At 47.3% G+C, this 19,221-nt stretch carries 12 protein-coding genes; 11 read left to right on the top strand and 1 reads right to left on the bottom strand.

Going from position 1 to position 19,221, the window contains the following annotated elements; genetic code table 11:
- The first annotated feature begins 3 nt into the window (after positions 1 to 3).
- From AB8599_RS16540 to AB8599_RS16490, 11 genes are all read left to right on the top strand, one after another.
- The gene (locus tag AB8599_RS16540; protein WP_407334004.1) at positions 4 to 1,557 is read left to right on the top strand and encodes a sigma-54 interaction domain-containing protein; all 1,554 of its coding nucleotides are present in this window, start codon (positions 4 to 6) and stop codon (positions 1,555 to 1,557) included.
- 2 nt (positions 1,558 to 1,559) lie between these two features.
- The gene (gene vasI, locus AB8599_RS16535) at positions 1,560 to 2,264 is read left to right on the top strand and encodes a type VI secretion system-associated protein VasI (protein ID WP_407334003.1); all 705 of its coding nucleotides are present in this window, start codon (positions 1,560 to 1,562) and stop codon (positions 2,262 to 2,264) included.
- 8 nt (positions 2,265 to 2,272) lie between these two features.
- Complete coding sequence (gene tssA / locus AB8599_RS16530; RefSeq protein ID WP_407334002.1) at positions 2,273 to 3,688, top strand: type VI secretion system protein TssA; 1,416 nt, start codon at positions 2,273 to 2,275, stop codon at positions 3,686 to 3,688.
- Positions 3,689 to 3,707: 19 nt separating this feature from the next.
- Positions 3,708 to 7,253: a type VI secretion system membrane subunit TssM gene (gene tssM / locus AB8599_RS16525; protein ID WP_407334001.1), complete on the top strand. Its 3,546-nt coding sequence runs from the start codon at positions 3,708 to 3,710 to the stop codon at positions 7,251 to 7,253.
- Between the two features lie 24 nt (positions 7,254 to 7,277).
- On the top strand, positions 7,278 to 8,552 hold the full coding sequence (locus AB8599_RS16520; protein ID WP_407334000.1) for a type VI secretion system ImpA family N-terminal domain-containing protein: 1,275 nt from the start codon (positions 7,278 to 7,280) through the stop codon (positions 8,550 to 8,552).
- A gap of 514 nt (positions 8,553 to 9,066) precedes the next feature.
- Positions 9,067 to 10,038: an LPP20 family lipoprotein gene (locus AB8599_RS16515; RefSeq protein ID WP_407333999.1), complete on the top strand. Its 972-nt coding sequence runs from the start codon at positions 9,067 to 9,069 to the stop codon at positions 10,036 to 10,038.
- Between the two features lie 21 nt (positions 10,039 to 10,059).
- Positions 10,060 to 11,049, top strand: a complete 990-nt coding sequence (locus AB8599_RS16510) for a hypothetical protein (protein ID WP_407333998.1) — start codon at positions 10,060 to 10,062, stop codon at positions 11,047 to 11,049.
- 2 nt (positions 11,050 to 11,051) lie between these two features.
- Positions 11,052 to 11,651 (top strand): LPP20 family lipoprotein, encoded by a 600-nt coding sequence (locus AB8599_RS16505; RefSeq protein WP_407333997.1) that lies wholly within the window; start codon positions 11,052 to 11,054, stop codon positions 11,649 to 11,651.
- A 78-nt stretch (positions 11,652 to 11,729) separates the two neighbouring features.
- Entirely contained in the window at positions 11,730 to 13,451 is a 1,722-nt protein-coding gene (locus AB8599_RS16500; RefSeq protein ID WP_407333996.1) for a transglycosylase SLT domain-containing protein, read from the top strand.
- Positions 13,452 to 13,466: 15 nt separating this feature from the next.
- Positions 13,467 to 13,628: a hypothetical protein gene (locus tag AB8599_RS16495; RefSeq protein ID WP_274164248.1), complete on the top strand. Its 162-nt coding sequence runs from the start codon at positions 13,467 to 13,469 to the stop codon at positions 13,626 to 13,628.
- Positions 13,629 to 13,631: 3 nt separating this feature from the next.
- Positions 13,632 to 14,423 (top strand): ETEC_3214 domain-containing protein, encoded by a 792-nt coding sequence (locus AB8599_RS16490; RefSeq protein WP_407333995.1) that lies wholly within the window; start codon positions 13,632 to 13,634, stop codon positions 14,421 to 14,423.
- Positions 14,424 to 14,492: 69 nt separating this feature from the next.
- Here AB8599_RS16490 and AB8599_RS16485 read toward each other — a convergent pair whose 3' ends face one another.
- Entirely contained in the window at positions 14,493 to 19,025 is a 4,533-nt protein-coding gene (locus tag AB8599_RS16485; RefSeq protein WP_407333994.1) for an SslE/AcfD family lipoprotein zinc metalloprotease, read from the bottom strand.
- Between the last annotated feature and the right edge of the window lie 196 nt (positions 19,026 to 19,221).

Raw genomic sequence — 19,221 nt, 5'->3', positions numbered from 1 at the left:
ACGATGGTTGATTGGCTTTCCATCGCAGCTTCTATTTCCACGATGCGTGAAAAAGGTCGGCTTACGGCCACTTTCTCGCAACAGGTGGAAGCCGCGCTGGGTGTTTCACATGTATGGGTCATGTTTCCTTGTGAACAGGGAAGAAAGCTCTGTGTGCAAGAAAACGAAAGCCGCTATCAGTGGGAAGTGGATGATTTTACGCATCCCTTCGCCCACGTATTTCAATCTGCATCTGCGATGCTGCTTGATCCATCAAAGCTGAATTATTGGCTGGAAAACCGTGCATTTGTTGATCTGATGTCGCTGAGAGGTCGAGGCGAAAGTGTGCTGGTGATGCCGTTACCACCAGGCGTTAAACGTATTAACGCGCTGTTGGTCATGACAGGCCCAGCGACAGTTTTAAGTAGCTTATTGGCTGATCTTCAATGGGTGCAGATTTGTGAAATATTCATCAACCAGTGCCAGGTCATCACGGATCTTGGTGATGAACATCGTCAAATCTCGGCACTGAGCTCATCAATTGCCGCCATCCGCCGTGATGAAAAACAGCGCGAGAAAGCCTTTGAGCTGAAACGCGTGATGATTGGCGAAAGCACGCCAATGGAAGAAATGCGCAACAAGGTAGTGACGGCAGCACAATCATCACTGAACGTACTTATTTGTGGCGAAACGGGTACAGGTAAAGAGCTGGTCGCTCGCGCCGTGCACGAATTATCTGATCGCAAAGGCAAATCTTTCGTGGCTATCAACTGTGCTGCTATTCCAGAAAACTTGTTGGAAAGCGAATTGTTTGGTCATCAAAAAGGTGCGTTTTCGGGCGCTGATCGCAACAAAACGGGCCTGATTGCTGATGCGGACGGAGGCACGCTGTTTCTTGATGAAATCGGCGATATGCCGTTGACGTTACAAGCCAAATTGCTACGGGTTTTGGAATCACGCAGCTATCGTCCTGTTGGTGCTTCTAAAGAGATAAAAGTCGATTTTCGCCTTGTTGCTGCCACCCATGTTGAGATGCAACAAAAAACGGAAACTGACGAGTTTCGTCGAGACCTTTTCTATCGCCTAAACCAGTTCCCTATCTATGTGCCTGCGTTGGTTGATCGACTGGATGATATTCCCGAGTTATGTCGTCACTTTATTCATGCTTACAACGAGATGGCTGGCGTGGATATCGCAGGAATGCGTTATGCCGCCCTTGATTTACTCAATCGCCATGACTTTCCAGGGAATGTGCGAGAGCTGCGTAACTTGGTGGAGTATGCCTGCGCAATGACGGCCAATGGGGAGGAAATCACCGCCGATAGTCTTAGCGGACGAGTGATTCAGCAGCGCAGTCAGATGCCAGCAGCCAGTAACGATGAAGTGGAAACGGATGACTTCATAGGTGTTGACCTCACCAATATTGATGATCTCAAGGCTGCAGTTCAGCACTTTGAAATCAGTGTTATCCGCTCGCGTCTCACCACATTTGATGGTGATAGAACCAAAGCGGCGGAAAGCCTAGGTGTTCCTAAACGTACCTTGGCGCATAAGTGCTTGAAAATGGAGATCAGTTAATTATGCATCGCGCCAGTTCTATGGCCTTAGGTTGCCTACTACTTACCGGTTTATTTGCACCGATTGCAGCGTACGCTGACGGCGATAATGTCGGCCAATCACAAGTAGAGGGTGTGCTTGAAGAAGCGAAAACGTGTGTTGGCATTTCTGGCAGGTTGGAAAGGCTCGCATGCTTTGACCAAGTGTTCGACACCCCGTTGATGAAAATGCCAGAAACCACGTTCAAGGTGATGAAGCCCGAAGCGTGGTTGCGGGCAACCGCCAGCGAAAGTCAGCGTGATGAAGACAATCGCAGTGGGTTTGTTCTCCGTTATATCAACGATCAAGAACCCAAAGCGGGCATGTGGATGACAGCGACCGCCTTGCCTGACCGAGGTCAAAAAATCGCAGATATGCCAATTTTGATGTTTAGCTGCATTGATAACATCAGCCGAGTGGAACTCGTCTTGCAGACAGTGACTTCCGCAGGAAAAGCGGAAGTGACCACATCCGCGAATTACGGTGTGACGCAACGTTGGTTGAGTGACGATACAGGAAGCATTATGCGTGCAGGCCGAGGCTTACCCGCGATTGATGTGATGAAGGCATTGATGTCAGGCCCTCGTGCCGTGGTGCGCTCTGATTTGGATGAGATTGGTAATCTAACATTTGACACCGCCGAACTCGAACAAACGATTGGCCCAATGCGCCAGACGTGTCGTTGGTAGGAGTGCTTATGGATATGCAAACTTACCGACAGCGAGTCAGCAAGCCCATTGAAGGGGCAAACCCTGTGGGAGAGCGACTTCTTGAAGATGCGTTACTGGACTTTGTCGAAGGACAGATGATGAAAGTCGGTTCTCTATCCCACACGGAAGTGCAATGGGCCGAGGCCGAACAAAGTGCGTTCAAATTGATGGAAGGCACTACCAAGGATCTGAAGCTTCTTACGCATCTGTTGCAGTGTCTTCAACATCAAGCGTCACCGGAGCGTTTTACCCTGTCGATTTTTGTATTGGCAGATTTCATTAACGCGTATTGGGAAACTTGTCATCCGGCTCCTGGACCTCGCGGCGTACTGCCTCGTCGCAAGTTCTACTCGCAGATCATACAGCGAACAGAAAAAGCGGCAGACAAAATTGATGCCTCGATGTTCGATGAAGATCAAAAGGTGCAACTCGACAAAGCGCTTAACGAACTTGAGGCGGCAGCAGTCGAGCATGATTTACCGACCGAAGGTGTAAAAGACATTGGCGCGATGGTGAAGCGAAAACTCACCAACAATGAGCGTTTGGTGCAAGCTACAACGAAAGCCACTGAAAACGAAGCGCTTTCAACGGCTTCACCATCAACGGCGGCAAACGCTGGCAAGTTAGAAATTGACGGCAGTTCCGATCGCGCCGTGAAACAAACCTTGCTCAAAGTGTCTGAATTTGTCTCCGAGTTGGATGGTGGTGGTATTGCGCTTTCGTTGCGGCTACGCCGTTTTTCGGTATGGTTTTCGATTACTTCGGCCCCAGAAGCCGAAGCAAACGGCGAGACACAGCTAATGCCTCCTTCGCTTGATCGTATCTCCGAATACGAAGAACAACTTAACCGTGGTGCAGACCATGCCTTGTGGCGAAAGGTAGAACAAAGCCTAACCGTGGCACCGTATTGGATTGACGGCCATTTTCTGAGTTACCGCATTGCGTTGAAACTTGGCAATACCGAATGGGCAGACACCATTGCCAACGAAACCCGCGCTTTCATTAAACGTCTTCCGCTCGTGACTGAGCTTAGGTTCAAAGGGGGCGCACCGTTTGTGAACGATGAAACGCGCCGTTGGCTCGATGAAGGGGAAACCTCAAGCACGGGCGCTGCTGGCACGTCTGACTGGGATGCGAAACGCAAAGAAGCCTTTACCTTAGCAGATGAAGGCGGCTTATCCGTCGCGCTCGCCATGCTCAACGATGGCTTAGCCGAATCGAAAGAACCCAGAGATCAATTTTACTGGCGCATGTTATCTGCAGATGTCATGCGTCGTCATCAACTGTCTGCCATGGCAGAACAGCAGTATCAGATTTTGTTAGAACAGACGACCAGAACGTCGTTGGTTGACTGGGAGCCGTCATTGATTCAGCGGCTCGAAAACATAGCGAAAGCACAATAAAAGCAGGGATCGAAACATTATGTTCAGCAAGTTAAAATCGCTTCTACAGAAAATGCTGCCCGCCATGAAGGCAGGACTACCAATATTATTGGTGGCTATTTTTGTGTTGCTCAACGTTGCCATTTGGTGGGCAGGCCCTTGGCTAACAATCAACGACTCTCAACCGCTCGCCTCGATCACTGCACGCGCGATCACCAGCGTTATCTTCTCTCTGGCATGGCTTGCGTTTTGGGGGTTCTTGCAGTGGCGCAAACTGAAAGGCTACCACGCAGACCAAGATCGCGAACGTCAGCTTCAAGATGATCCAATTAAGCGCTTTGAAGAACGTCAGGAATCAGAACTCAACCAAGTCATGGCGTCGCTGCAAAAAAGCCTGAACAAGCGTAATTACCTTTATGCGCTACCTTGGTATTTGGTGCTTGGCCCAGAGAACGCGGGCAAGACCAGCTTGATTAATCGCTCTGGACAGAACTTTGTGTTCTCGTCGGTTATGCGCGCTTCCGGCAAAAAAAGTGAAAATCCTTTTTCTTTCGATTGGTGGATTGGCGATGACTCTGTCCTCATCGATCCCGATGGCGAGCTTTTAACGCAACGCGCGACCACCAACGATGGTGAAGGTGAGCTTGAACGTCGATTGTGGTTGCACTTTATCAAGTGGCTTGAGAAAACTCGCAGTCGTCGCCCATTGAACGGTGTGGTGATTGCGCTGGATGTCGCCAATTTGGCAACGTCGACCACCAGTGAGCGTCGCGCTTATGCCAACCTGCTGAGAACACGTTTGCGCGAGTTGATGGAAACCTTGTCGACGCGGTTGCCTGTTTATGTTTCTTTGACCAAGCTGGATTTATTACACGGATTTGAACCGTTTTTCCGTCATTGCAGCAAGGCGGAACGCGAAGAAGTGTTGGGCTTCACCTTTACACTCGATTCGGTTGACGATCTGGACAGCTGGCTGAATGAATTCGACAAAGACTTTGGTGCCTTTGTCGAGCGCGTGAACGGCATGCTGCCAAGCATTTTGATGCAAACTTATGATGGTGAAGATCGCACTGCTATGTATAGCTTCAGTCGCCAAATGGCAGGGCTGCACGATGTCTTGAAGCAATTTTTGCAAGATGCGTTCGGCAGTGATCAGTTCTCAACCTCCGCTTTGGTGCGTGGCGTATATTTCACCTCTGTGTATCAGCAGGGCGTGCCAACAAATGCCTTTATTGATTCAGCTTCACGTCGATATGGGCTCTCCCATGCTGTAAATAGCGCGCAAAATGCTAATAATTCAACCACCTATTTTACGCAGCGCCTGTTCAGTAAGGTGATTTACCCCGAGGCTGGATTGGCATCAGATAACTTCCGAGTGGCGAAAACCAAGCGTCGCGTCATGATGCTATCGGTTGTTGCTTGCTCCATTGCCTCAGTCCTACTTATCGGTTCATGGCATCAATACTATTTGAAAAACGTTGATCAGGCGGATGCCGTTCTCGCCAAGGTGAACGAATACGAAAACAACTATGCCTCTGATGTGGTCATTGATAACGGTGTGGATATTCTCGCGCCGCTAGATACGATTCGACAAGCGACACTGGAGTTTGGTTTTTTCCGTGACAAGCAACAGTATTTCTCGGATTTAGGCTTGTACCAAGGTCATGTGATTGGCCCGGAAGTTGAACGTACTTATCTGAGCTTGCTTGAGAACCGCTATTTACCTGCTTTGTTGAAAACGGCAGCCGCAGAAATTGCTGGCGCAGAAGACGATGAACAAATGCTAACGGCATTGCGCGTATTCCGCATGATGACAGACGACGATGGCCGATATAAAAACATGGTGCAGAGCTACTTTGCCGCAGAATGGCAGGAGCAGTACCCAGGCGATCGTCAAACCCAAGAGCGACTAATGCAACACCTTGACTACGCGATGCAGCATACCGATCTTGTGGGTGACCGTAATGCGGGACAAGATGATGCCGAAGCGATTCTTGCCCCATATGATGGCTTGATTGCCAACACCCAAAGGCAACTGAGTCGCATGCCAATTGAGCAACGCGTTTATCGGAACCTAAAACAAGCCTCTGGCTCTGTGCTTGGTGCGCCTGTAAACCTAGCTACCGCGATTGGCCCTGTGTTTGATGTGGTGTTTACACAGCGTACTGAAGAAAGCCGCGATCTTGAAATCCCGCGCCTGCTGACCAAAAAAGGCTTCACCAGTTACTTTATCCCAGAGTCAGACTCTGTGTCTGAATTGGCATTGGTTGACAGCTGGGTATTGGGTCAGACCGAATCGATTGATTTTTCCGATGAAGACAAGCGTGTGCTTCGCGAGAAAATCCGTAGCCAGTACATCGCAGACTACTCTGACAGTTGGCGTCGTGCGATGAACGACATTGACATCAAATACTTCCCTGATATTCACAATGCGGTATTGGTGCTCGAAAGCATCACGGGGAACAACCAGCCCTTACATCGTTTGCTAGAGGAAATCACAGATAACACGGACCTGTTCCCTCAGCTGCCAGAAAATGATGCCGCACGTGACGAGTTAGTGAAATCTCCCCGTTATCGTGTTGCTGCGCTGGTTGATAATCAGTTTTCTGAGCTGAACGGTTTAGCAACCACAGAGCCGGGCAAGCCGATTTACCTTGATGAAGTGGTAGATGCTGTCTCACAGCTTACCGCTTATATGAAGTCGATCAACGATTCACCAGACGTCGGTAAAGCGGCGTTGGAAGCCACAAAAGCGCGTTTGACATTGAATAGCTCTGATCCAATCTACGTGTTGGAGCGCATCTCGACAGGCATGCCACAACCTTATGACACCATGCTGAAAAAGCTGGCCGATGAGAGTTGGTATGTGATTCGTCAAGAAGCCATTCGTTACCTTGAAGTGCGCTGGGCGACTGACGTTTACAATGAATTCCGTACCAAGCTTGCGTCACGTTATCCATTTAACCCTGCATCGAGCAAAGATGTTGCATTGGAAGATTTTGAAGCCTTCTTTGCACCGAACGGAATCCTGACTAACTTCTACGAGAATAACCTGAAAATGTTCTTAGAAGATGCGGGTAATTTTGATACCGCAGAAGGTGAGAAAACGCTGATTCGTAACGATGTACTCAGCCAACTTGAATCAGCGCGTCAAATTCAGCAGGCCTTCTTTAACCGCAAAGGCGTGTTGGATGTTGAATTCACCCTTGAGCCGGTAGAGCTAAGTGCTAACAAACGTCGTTCTGTGATTAATATCGATGGTCAGTATGTGGAATACAGCCACGGTCCACGTAAAAACGTGGGTCTGATTTGGCCGAATACCTTGCGTGAAGCAGCGGTGAGCAAAATCACCTTGGTGCCTGTTGCGGCTAACACGTCACCAAGAAGCATCAGTATTCGCGGCCCATGGGCGTTCTTCCGGTTACTAGAAGCAGCAGAAGTGGTAGGTTCAACCGCAACCAGCGTCGACTATCGATTCAATATCGACAGCGGTAACGTGATGTACAGACTGCATTCAGAGGCAGACAGCAATCCGTTTACAGCATCCATATTTAGAGGCTTTAAGCTCTCGCGTACTCTTTACTAACGTCATGACGAAGGATGTATAACCATGGCGCAATGGATGTTAACTGACATCGATGGAATAAAGTTAGCGGCAGATGATTCTTTACTCAAAGAGTCTGCCGACTATCAAAAAATCCGCAACGAGATCAACCGCCGATTCAACCCATTGGCGGGCGCGGTGGATTGGGAAAAAGTGCGTACGCTGTGCGAAAAAGTAGCGACAACCGACGGTGCTGATTTGCTGGTGGCGATTTACTACACCGTAGCTTCACTGAAAACGCAGGGTTTATCTGGCTTCGCTAATGGCCTAGAGCTTCAAGTGGCAGTGCTTCGAGATGTGCGAGTAGATCGCACCATGCCACAAGCCAAGCGTGTCGAGCTTTATCGCTGGATGCTGGGTCGTCTCGGTGAAGATCTTCGTGCGATGCAGCCACAGCTTAGTCAATTACGCGATTTGTATCGTTGTGAGCGTGCGCTAGAAGCTATCGATCGAAATCTCTCACAGCGAGGCAGTGAGAAAGTCGCGGATCTCGATGTGTTGGGATACACGATTTTCGAGCACATAGACAGACTTGAAAACAGCGGCCGCCCGAGTGCTGCAATGTCTCCCGCCCCCGTTGAAGTAAAGGTGAAAAAGCAAAATGCCCGTGCATTAGTCTTTGTTTTGGGCGCTGTCCTGGGCGCAGCTGCACTTTTTGGCTTGCAACATGTGCAAGGCAGTCGACCATCTCCAACATCGGAACTCACCATAGCGCTCGCTGAGCCCAAGGTGATTTCATTGGAAGAGGCGAAGCAGATTCGAGATGAGTTTGGCGCGCAGGGGCTGAAGCATTATCAAAGTCAACTGTTTAGCAGTTATCGAAACAAGTTATCGGATCTTGCTGATACGGACTTGGCTGATACGTTTCGTTCAAGCTTGGCCCTTGCTGAAAGCTTTCAGTATCTATTTCCGGATTCTCCAGAAGCGCAGCAAATGACGGAATCTATGCAGCGCTGGCAATCAGGAGTTTTAGCGCACTTTGATGAGCTTAATGATCGCTTTGCGACGGCAAGGACGCGTGCCGCTAATGTCAGTCTTTTTGCGAGAACAGGCAAAACGGATCAGGTGCAAGCATTGGCCGTTGGATTAGAAAATTATGCGATAAGTCTGTCGCCTCTCATAGCTCGTATTACCTATACGGAGAGGTTGATTCAGGAGGGTGAATTTTTGAAAGCCGAGTCAGAGCTTGAAGCATTAGATGAAAATTTGAAATCTGTTGTTATGAAGAAATTGATTCTTCAGCGGCTATTGTCTAAGCAGAAGGCGTTAGCATCGAAGTAGGGCATATCAACGGTTTCTTCGGTTAAGCGAGGGCTTAAAAGTAAGTTTTAAAATGCGTCAATTTGGTTGGCGCATTTTTTATATTATACGTTATTACATTCCCATTAATGCTCTCAAGGTGGCATCGTTTCGATTCAATGTATTTATTGAGAAAAATCATCTCTATGTATGACTTATAACTCAGCGAAATTATTTCACCAATTAATATACCCAACCCCCTCAAAATGCTCTCCAACTAAAACTGTTCGATTATTTAATGGTTTTTATGTCAGGATAAAGTCATTTTTTTTGCAATAACTTCACATTTAATATTGAAAAACTAGATGTTTATCCAGATAATGCCGCCGATTATTATATGGGCTTGACTTGTTCCATTTATGGTTGGCCGAAAATATTCTTTAAATGAGAGAGTGTGTATTTGATTGTCCGATTTTTTTCATTGGGTGATTGTTTAACTATTCCTCTTATTTCATGTGCATTTTTAAGAAATCACTCTGATTAGGCAGCACCTAAAATGATTAAAAGAATCTATGCAGCATTATTGCCTTTGATTATTGCAGGGTGTCAGTCAACGACGCCTCCGGATTGGTATGTTGTCGAGACGGTTAATGATCCAAGTTACATCTATTCGGTTGGGGAAGGCCGTAGCCTTAATCTCGCTAAGAAATCTGCGTTAAGCCAAATTAATGAACAGTTGTGGACCCAAGTTGATTCTTCTTTCACCAAAGACGAGCAATTTCGACAGCTTAATAGCAGTTCACTGAGTTTCGAGAATGTAAAAAACACGGTTACCGCGAAATCTGCCCAGTTGACCTTGATTGGTACTGAATACCTACGCAGTGAGCATAATGATATTGCTTATTACGTGCAGGCTCGTGTGAAGCGTGACAATGTCAAAAGCCAGATAGAAAGCGAGCTGAACCAAATTGAGAGTAACGCTAAAGCGCAACTTAAAAATCTGTCACACCAAGATACGCTGACGTGGTGGCTAGAGAATAACGATTTAGAAGACGAACTGTCAGATCTCTATGTGCGCATCGGTATTCTTTCAACGATGAACGAGAAAGACGCAGGCGACATTACTTATTTACCTAAATTGGTTGCAAAGGTAGACCAAGTGAAGTCTGGCATTGTCGTTTATATAAAGCCTGATGCCAATGACAGAAAAAGTGCTGCCTTTTTAGCGGAAAAATTCGGCGCGGTCGGTATTAATACCACCACAACAATGACCCGTACTGTTTCCCATGTTTTATCCATGAATTCAGATTATCGAAAAAATAAAGTGGGTGATGCTTTTATCACCACCAAAGTGACTGAGCTATCACTGCAAAATAACAAAGGACAAACATTGTCCACGAGCGAGGTTATCTCGACCGGCAATTCAGTATCAAACTTCAAACTTTCCCATGAAGGTGCTGAACGTCATTTCTCTGAGCAAATTGAAGAGAAAGGTATTTGGCAGTCTTTGGGATTACAAAAAATATAATATTACACTGGAGTAGTAAAAGTGTTTAAAAAATCGTTAGTGGCAGTGGCTCTTACATCTTTAGTTTCTGGCTGTGCAGTGAATAATGTTTGTTTGCCCAATACACAAGTCGAGCTTGAAACGGCGGCGGTTCCTGGTAAAAAAGCGCAAGACATTAAAGTGATCGTTCTGCCTGTTGACATGGCTTTTGAAGACTCGGCGAAAGGCCGTCTTCAAACTGTTTACCGTAACGATCTAGAAGCCACCATTGAAAAGACTGGCAGCAAGCTGGTTGATCGCAAGTTGGCAAACAAACTGAAAGGCGAGATCAAGTTAGCGGAACAAAGTGGTCGCTACAATAAAAAAGGTGTGCCAATCGCCGACCTAGCCATTATCACCGAAGTGACAGCCAGCGATCTTTCATACAGTTTTACTGAGCGCAGTACAGAAACCGATGACGAGGGAGAAACCACGGTTTATCCGGCTCACTGTGATTTCCGCACTGAAGTGAAAGCCGTTGCCAAAGTGGTGTCTTTGCCAGAAATGAACCTTGTTCAGCGCATTGAGCTAGCAAGCTACGACACGTTTACTTCTGAAACCTCCAATTCTAAGTGTCCAATCTCTAAAGCGCAGTACACGTCAATGGCAAGTGAAGCGGCTGCGAAATCAGTGAAGTACAACTTTGAGCTTCAAAAGCTGCTTGCGCCTTCGGCACCAGTGATGGAAATGCGTCAGTGTGAGCACGGCACCATGGTGAAAGTAGAAATGGGTACCAACAAGCGTATTCAGCCTGGTGCAGACATCTCTTTCTCTCAAGTATTCAAATCGGACGAAGGTCATGTTGAGTCGTACACCGTCGGTGAAGGCTATGTTGTTGAACACGAAAGTGATGCTGTAAAAGCTACTTTCTCATGGGTCGCAATCGACGAGGAAATGTCGATGAAGTTGCGCAAAGGTGATACCGCCAAACTGGTTCCTGAAGAATGCGCCTTTTGGGATATTCAATGCTGGGCTAACAACGCGGTGTACTAAATATGAAAAAGACCCTTTTAACAGCCTCATTGGCACTGCTTCTTTCGGCTTGTTCTAACAACGCAACCGTTGAGCAAAGCCAAAACTTTGCTGCATGTACTTTCCCTGATTCTCCGAAAGATGAAGCACCAGGTTGGGTATGTGATGTGATGCCATCAGACATTGGCATTGCTGCGACAGGTTATGCGAAGAAAAGCGCAGCGGGCATGAGCGTGATGCGCAAAGTGGCAGCGAATGAAGCGCGTGTTGCTTTGGCGTCTCAGTTTCAGGTTGACGTGAATAACATGTTCAAACAAGCAGTAGAAGCATCTGTTACCACAAATACTGCTGAAGGCGTGAATGAGTCTGTAATGGAAACGTTTGAAAATGTGACCAAAACAGTCGTTTCTCGCTCACTGACAGACAGCCGTGTGCTGGTCAGCCAAGTAAGTCCAACAGGTGGATTGTATGTGCTTGTCGGTATGGACAAAGAAGCCTACAAAGCCAACCGAAACAGTGTGATTGACGCTGCGGGCGAAGATGCAACGTTGTGGAATCAATTCAACAATGAGCAAGCGGCTGACGATCTGGCGAAGACTCTTGAGTCTCTGAAACAGCTTTAAGCGCAATACGTAATAAATGAACCCTTCTTATGAGGTTATCGCGAGATAACCTCTTTTTTATGGTGCTAGGTACCGGAAATGGCGACGAATAAAATAAAAACGTTGGCAGTGTGTATCGCTGTCGTATTGAATGTTGTCCCTGCATTGGCGACAGCAGATTCTTTTGCTGAGCTAGATCGTGAAGCAAAACGAGTGAATCAACCTCAACAAGAAAAATTTGCTGAATTTTACCAATGGCTTGATAACCACTTGTCTGAGTACGAAGCGTGGCGAGATGAGTACACGTCGAATTTAGACAAAGAGCGTGAATTGCTGATTGACCAATGGGGCAGTGGCGAAGTGTCTGATTCAACCAAATCGGTTGAATATTCTGACAGTAACACAGTAAAAAAAGTGGTTGATTACGACAACAACACAGCCACGATTTCAGTGTTGGTTGATGCCGGCCAAGACGCATCAGCGGCGTTAACATCGCTAAAGGTATTGGACGTTGATGGTCAAACGGTGTCGCTTGAGAATGCGAGTAAAGATATTGCTTATGTTGACTATTCGTTTGAGCAAGAGAGCATTGAAAAGCAGTTCATCATCGATCAAATTCAAGTGCAAATGCGCGAACTTGATGTTCAAGCAGAACGTTTAATTCGATCAAATACTGGGATTCCTGAGTCCTTTATTTATGAGCGCGCGCATAAGAAGAAAATCGCACTTCTTCAATCAGCGGCACCTCGTATAGCGTCAATCAGCGAACAGTTCAAAGCGAAGCGCAAAGAACTGGGTATTCCTGAGCCAGTAAAAATGCAACCTAAAAAGGCCGACGACGAGAAGGTTGTGGAAACCGCTGTCATTGCCAACAAAGCCGATGTCGAATCTACGGCGAAAGTCGAGCAGGTGGTGAGCGTTGAATCGGATGAAACCAAAGCTAATGTGATGACGGATGCGAGTAAGATAATTAATGCTAACGCGAACGTTGAAGCGAAGCCGCCTGGCGTAGTAGCACCAAAAGAGCGCGCACCCAAAACAGAAGCGATGGATACCCGTAAACCTTCACTCACTGTGGAAGAAACACCGAAAAAGCAAGCGGCAACGGAGTTAGCTGAGCAGTCGCCAATATCACAGCCGAAACCGCTGCCAACAACGCAGCCAACAACCACAGTCGTGAGCGACGTCGAACCCGCTAAAACCGTTACAGTGCAAGCTTCTAAACCAAGTAACAATACCGCCAAAAAAGTGGTGAGCTACAAAGTGAAGCTACCTGAAAACGCGTTAAAGACACGTGCTTCTACTTATCAGCCGCTTGTAGAAAAAGAAAGTGAGCGTTGGGAAATTGATGCTGCGCTTGTTATGGCGATTATGCACAGCGAATCCTCTTTCCGCCCAGATGCGAAATCACATGTTCCTGCTTTTGGTTTGATGCAAGTTGTACCAAACAGCGCAGGTCATGACGTGAACAAATTGTTCCGTAAGATCGATTCGCCAATGTCACCAACAGACCTATACGTTCCGCCTATTAACGTGGAAACAGGTACGGCTTATCTCAATATTTTGGACAAGCGCTACCTTAAGTTCATCACCAATGATCAAGCGCGTCTTTACTGTGTGATTGCCGCTTACAACACAGGTGCAGGCAACGTCGCTAAAGCGTTCAATAAAGACAGGTCTACCAATATTCGTAAAGCCGCTGTGGTGATTAACAGCATGACGCCGGACGAAGTGTATGACCACCTGCTTGAAAACCTTCCTTACGATGAGACCAAGAATTACCTACGAAAGGTAAAAGGTCGAATTTCGATGTACCAATAACACTGGAGAATCAAGATGTTTAGGCTTTTTGTCTTTGGCCTTATAGGCTTTGGCGTTTTTATTGGTGTGCGATTTTCCGACGACATTAAGCAGTATGTGAGTCAAGACGAGATCGAGGCGATCAGTGAGCACGTTATTGAAACAGCGATTGAAAAACTAGAAGATTTGAAGGGGTAAGGCATGTCGGTGGTTGAAGTCAATGAGCAAAAAGAAGCTCTGGCGCTTGAAACAGCACAACAACGAAATCTGAAAGATCGTGTTCGAGAAAAATGGGCAAAAACCATTGCGTTTGTCTCTATCATCGCGATTGCTCTTGGTGGGTTGAATGACACCATGGACGCGATTGATAAGGTTTATAACCTTACGCTGTCGCAGTTCACTGATATCCCGTCACACAATAATCTGGCGCGGATCTATATTCGTGCTTCAGAAGATGTTCTGGAAGAGACATTTGGTGCGCCGGTTTACATCAAAAAAACGATGGCTGGTGACGTCATTAAATATTATGACGACAGACGTTTCGTACTATCCGCGGTAACTCGTGACGGTGCAATATCAGCATTTCTTGTTTTCCCGAAAACAGATTATAAGCCAAACACTATTGAACATGCGGGTGGGGATGGCTTGTTAGAAACTGTCTTTTCAACCAATGAAAGTGTGAGCGATATTCGCGTCAATTTCTCGCGTTCAGTGAGCTACTACATTGAAGAGAATACGACGGGAACGTTCAGTAATCTTTATAGCTCTGTCGCTGGATACAGCGAGTTTCTTGAGCCGTTAGACGAACAGAAGCAACGTCTGTTGTCGGAACTATCGGATGGCTTGATGTTAGGTGATGATATTACAGAGATGGTGGTGAGCTTGAGAAACGCGGTAACGCCGAATTTCTATGGCTATAGTAACCAAGGGTTAGAGGTGCTTGAAAGTGCGATTCTGACACTGACGGAATATAGACTTATTACAAAGCAATAGGCCAAGCCCATTGTGAGTCATACGAAGAAGGGAGCCAAATGGCTCCCTTCTTTTAAATGTTTTCAATGATTACAGAGCTGACACTCCCACCGTCACTGAATCAATCGCAATTGGATTGCGTGTAGGAAGCGGTAGATTCAGCGCTTTCACCGCTGCTCGTCCTGCATCGCCAATACCACCGCTATACTGAGGCTGGCTTTGACCCGGCAAAATGTTAGCCACCACTCCTGGGTTCCATGCGTCAAAGAACGCCGTCAAGTCTGTTTGTGCAGCGTAAGATGCACACAGCAGCAAAGCGTCACTCTTACCTAATTTTGATTGGTAACATTGGTTCTCACCGACTAAACGCATCCCATTTTCAGATTGGTTACGTGTGAGGCGATGCATTAATTTGTAAAGGTTAAAGCCATTCATGCCAAGTTCTTGATTGTAGAAATCTGGCAGTTCGCCTTCGTACCATTGGGTGATGTCCAGCTCTGTGTCTGCCCACTCTTTTAGTTGTGCAAACATCAGCAAACGTTCACCTGCGCCACCAGCGCCCCATGCGTGTCCGTGTTCAGCGGCAACAAAATCTGGCGCGATGCGAATATCACGCTCGACGCGGGACATGACGCCAAGATATTTCTGCTGCATGTACAAACCCAGTACGTTGTTGGCGACTTCCGTCGCGCCTTCCACTGTCAGTGGGGCTTCAGCGGCGTTGTGGCCGACTTCATGCCAAATTAACCAATCGTTCAGAGGCGTTGTCGGTATATTTTCGCTGTTGGCATTAAAGCTGCTGTTCATCACCGGATAACCCGAGTGAGCGGCACCAATACTGATGGCAACATCGTTAACAAACGCATGGCGATTGTTTGGTATATCTGAGTGGGTTGCTGCACGGTTGTGTTGTCCGTTAATACCTTCGTTTCTTGCATAAAAGTCATTGAGATCTTTTGCGAACGTATCGAGATCTGCAGCAAATTGTGCGATGCCACCATCAATGTTTGCCGCGATCAAGTTGGCTTTTGGTGCGGTGTAAATGAAGCTGTTGGACACCACATCACCGATTGGGGCAGGGGAGTGCTGGGGATTCACCCACTCACCCTTACTGCCGTCAAACAATGGCGCGGCGACTGTGCCGTCAAAGGAGATATTCACTGCGTTGCTGTTGCCACCTTGCACGTAGATCAAGCCGCCATAAGGCACAGTAAATTCACCACTACTTGTCACCGAATAACTTTGTTGCATACGTGGTGGACGTTTAAGCGCAAGCTCGTGTTTCTCGCGCCCAGTCAAATCGTCATGCAGACCGATGGTGAAAGTAACAGGAGACGTATTCCCAGATACGCTGACGGTCACTTTTTGATGTGCAACGGCCCATTGCCCAGTGGCCTGTCGGTTGCCTGCGTAGTAAGCAACAGTATTTCCACTCATATCGAAGGTCAGGTCTTTGCTCGTATTGTGCCCGTCTGGTTCACCCGGGAACTGGCGGATATCCACTTTGATGTCGTAATCCCAGAATGAACGACCCAGCATTAAACGCGTAAGAGGCTTTTCCATGTAGTTGAGCGGGTAGCTTGGGTTCATTAGCCCTGAATATTCGCCAGCATCTGCGCCATAGATCATCGCCATGTTAACCAGTTGGTTGCCAAGCTCCTCTGGGCAACGCGTACCCTGAGCGCCCTTGTTTTGTGAATAGCAGTTTAGGAATTGGGTGAATTTTTCGAAGCCCAGTTCGTCATCAAGACTCGCTTCAAAGCGATAATCCAGATCGTTCCACAGCCAAACAGACATGTTGGTATAGAGTCGATTCAAATCGACGCTGCTCAAGCGCTCCCCTTGTTTACCTGCTGAACGGAAGTAGCGTTCGTGTTGATAGAGGCGTTCTATATTGGTACCAAGATCCGCTGCTTTGATCATGGCTCGCGCTTCTTTGTCTCCCAAATCCAATTTGGTATAGATTGGACGAGACATGCCGCCAGTCAGTGGGATCTTATTTCCAGGACGATACTCAAGACAGTTGATTTCATAGTGGTAATTCGAATCAGTACATTCTTGATAAGTACGTTTACCCTCGACGGAGAATTTACTCAATAAATCATTGATGGCTTTACGCAGTGACTTAGTATCAATGACTGGCTCGCCATAGGATACGTCAATATGACCGTTGTCATCACGGACGAAATGGTCTTCTTCGCGAATAAACGCTTTGTGCGTCACTTCCTTTCCGTCTTCGCCTTTCTCTGCATAATAAGCAGTTTCCAGATTGGGCTTATCATCGGGTTTATCGCTTTCGATGAAATCCCAAGTCACATTGCCATTTTCGTCAATGTTGTAAGGCAGTTTTGGTTGCTCGCCGTTTTCACCATCAATAGCCGCGTAACGTTCAATGATGTAAAGGCCATATTCGCGGTTTGAACGCACGCGATCAGCATAGCCATCATTCGGGCCGTTGCCGTTTGGCACAACAGATTCACCCATGCCAAATGCAATGCCTGCCGCATCCAGCAAGCGACCTAACTCGCCAGCGTCATTTGTCGCACGTAAAGTTTCCATGACGAGAATGCTGCCGCCCTTAGACACGTATTCCATGAGTGCCATGGTGTCATCTTGGCTCAATTTAGGACTGTGGGTATTGGCGGTGTGAGGTGGAAGATAATAGTCACCCGTTGGACCGTTGTAGTCGAATCCGTTAATGATCAGTAGCGGTGTATCCGACGGGTCAATGCCATCAAACGACTGGGTTTGCTCTGTGATCACATTGAAATCTTCAGCAATTACGTAGTCGGCTTGATGACCAAGGGTAATGCCTGCGCGCGTGAAATACACATGCGGAATGTTGGTGCCGACTGTGATTTGCTCATCAGCGTTCCGGTTTGTCAGGTAGCGAATAACATTGTTGAAGAAATTCTTCATGTCATCGCCATCTTTCCCATTGGTACATTGACTATTACCGCCCCAAGAGTACCCGTCTGGACACACCAAAATGGAGTTGTAACGGGCGTTACCCATTACCATGATTTTGCCTTTACCTAATTCACCAATACTGACAAACGGCAGGCCATAGGTGGCAGTGTTAGCACCCGCTAAATCAGGTTTCACAGTAGGGGATTCGGTGATGTACGCTAAGTCACGCTCGTCGTAGGCTTTAGGCTGACCGAATTCAATCCAATAGTTATTGTCGTTACGCGCCATCATGACTGGGAATGCGCGGTTCGAAATATTCACCGCCGCTTGTCCACGCGCGGTGCCTACGCTGCCATAAAACCAAGTTGCATCGGCGAAAACATGGAATTTATCGACAGGCTTCCAACCTTGGGTGACGGCTTCATTTATGCCCCAAAGCTTGTTGATGTCTTCTTGAATGTTTTGCAACTCGTCGGTAGCAACGCGAATGTTCGGTTGAGCGTCAAAACGGAATGCCGAAGAATGACAGCTAGCGCCGCAAATGGCGTCATCAATCTGTTTCGCGATGCCAGAAGTAAACTGATTTTCGAATTCTGCTTTTACGGTTTGGGTTTGACCACCACCGACGTCAAGCACAGTGTCTTTGTCATTAAGAGACAGCGAAATCGCTTCGTTGATCACGTTAGGGTATTGCGCGAATACGCGCTCAACGGTGTCATTGATTGAGAGTGTTTCACCCTGCTTGGTTGCATAGCGATGAACCAGTGCTTCAGCATTGCGCCCACGTTGCTCAACGCCTAAATCAGCCAGCGTAAAGGTTGTTTGGTTAGCGCGAAGCCCGCCTAGCTCAAAGGTATCGATACCGAATGAGAGGGTTTCACCCCACACAAATTCAAACTCACCCGATGCGTTGGTTTTTCCGCGAGAAGACCGGCTGAAGTAAGACAAACCTTGAACGGGATTGCCGTTTGAATCTGTGATGACAGCTTTAGACAGTATCGTTTCGGTCGGTTTGTACTGGTAGGCGTCTTCGGCGTTGGCAGAAACAAAACTCCCATTCAGATCGGTTGATGTACCTGTTGATACCTCAGGTTTGATGTCGGGAACATGAGCACTTGGGAGTTTATCGGCAAGGTTCTCTTCTGCAGGTTCTTCTTCTAGCAACTTGTCGAATTCTTCTGGCGCTAAAGAGAGATCATTGTTGTACGTCGACGAGAATACTAACTCGTCTTGGATTGTCATCGAGGGGAAATCAATTTGATTGCCATGAGTCGGTGCAACAGCGTTGATCAGTGCTTGCGCATTGCGCAATTTATCTGGCTCGTTGGCGAATTCATTTGAATTGTTGAGTGTAAGGCGATAACGCGTTATCGCCTCGCGTTTTTTAGACGATTGTTCGCTAAAGATATCGTTGAAAGAGGCTAGTACGGTGCCTTTGTACTCACAAACAACGGCGTCTTTTTGAGAGAATTCAAAAGCATTTGCGGCTTGACCGTTGCAGGTAACCGATGCACCAAAGACCGCATTGCCATCAAGTGAAAATTCGCCAGCAATGATTGGATCTGGCATACCAATATCTGGTGAGCCATCCGTCCCTTCCTCGGGAAGAACAGGAGCGGGTGTTTCAACATCCGGTAGAGGAATAGGGGATTCATTGTTGCATCCGGCAAGTGCAGCGATCAAAAGTAGGGAAAGTCGTTTCTTATTTTGCATTCTTGTTCCAATGTGCCGCTTGGGGCAAAAAAATGGAGGACCCTTTCTTATTGATTACTCAATAAAAAGGCGGCACGTTTTACTGCAAAAATAAGGAGAAGACGAGGGAAAAATGCAGGTTCTTGAACGAGTGATTGGTTTACGGGCGATCTGTGCATTTATAGACCGTAACGTGTTGTGATTATTGGCTTTTGAG

This window comes from Enterovibrio litoreus (assembly GCF_045679545.1).
Classification (GTDB): Bacteria; Pseudomonadota; Gammaproteobacteria; order Enterobacterales; family Vibrionaceae; genus Enterovibrio.
The sequence above is the reverse complement of the archived record's forward strand: the minus strand, read 5'-3'. Positions and strand labels throughout refer to the sequence as shown.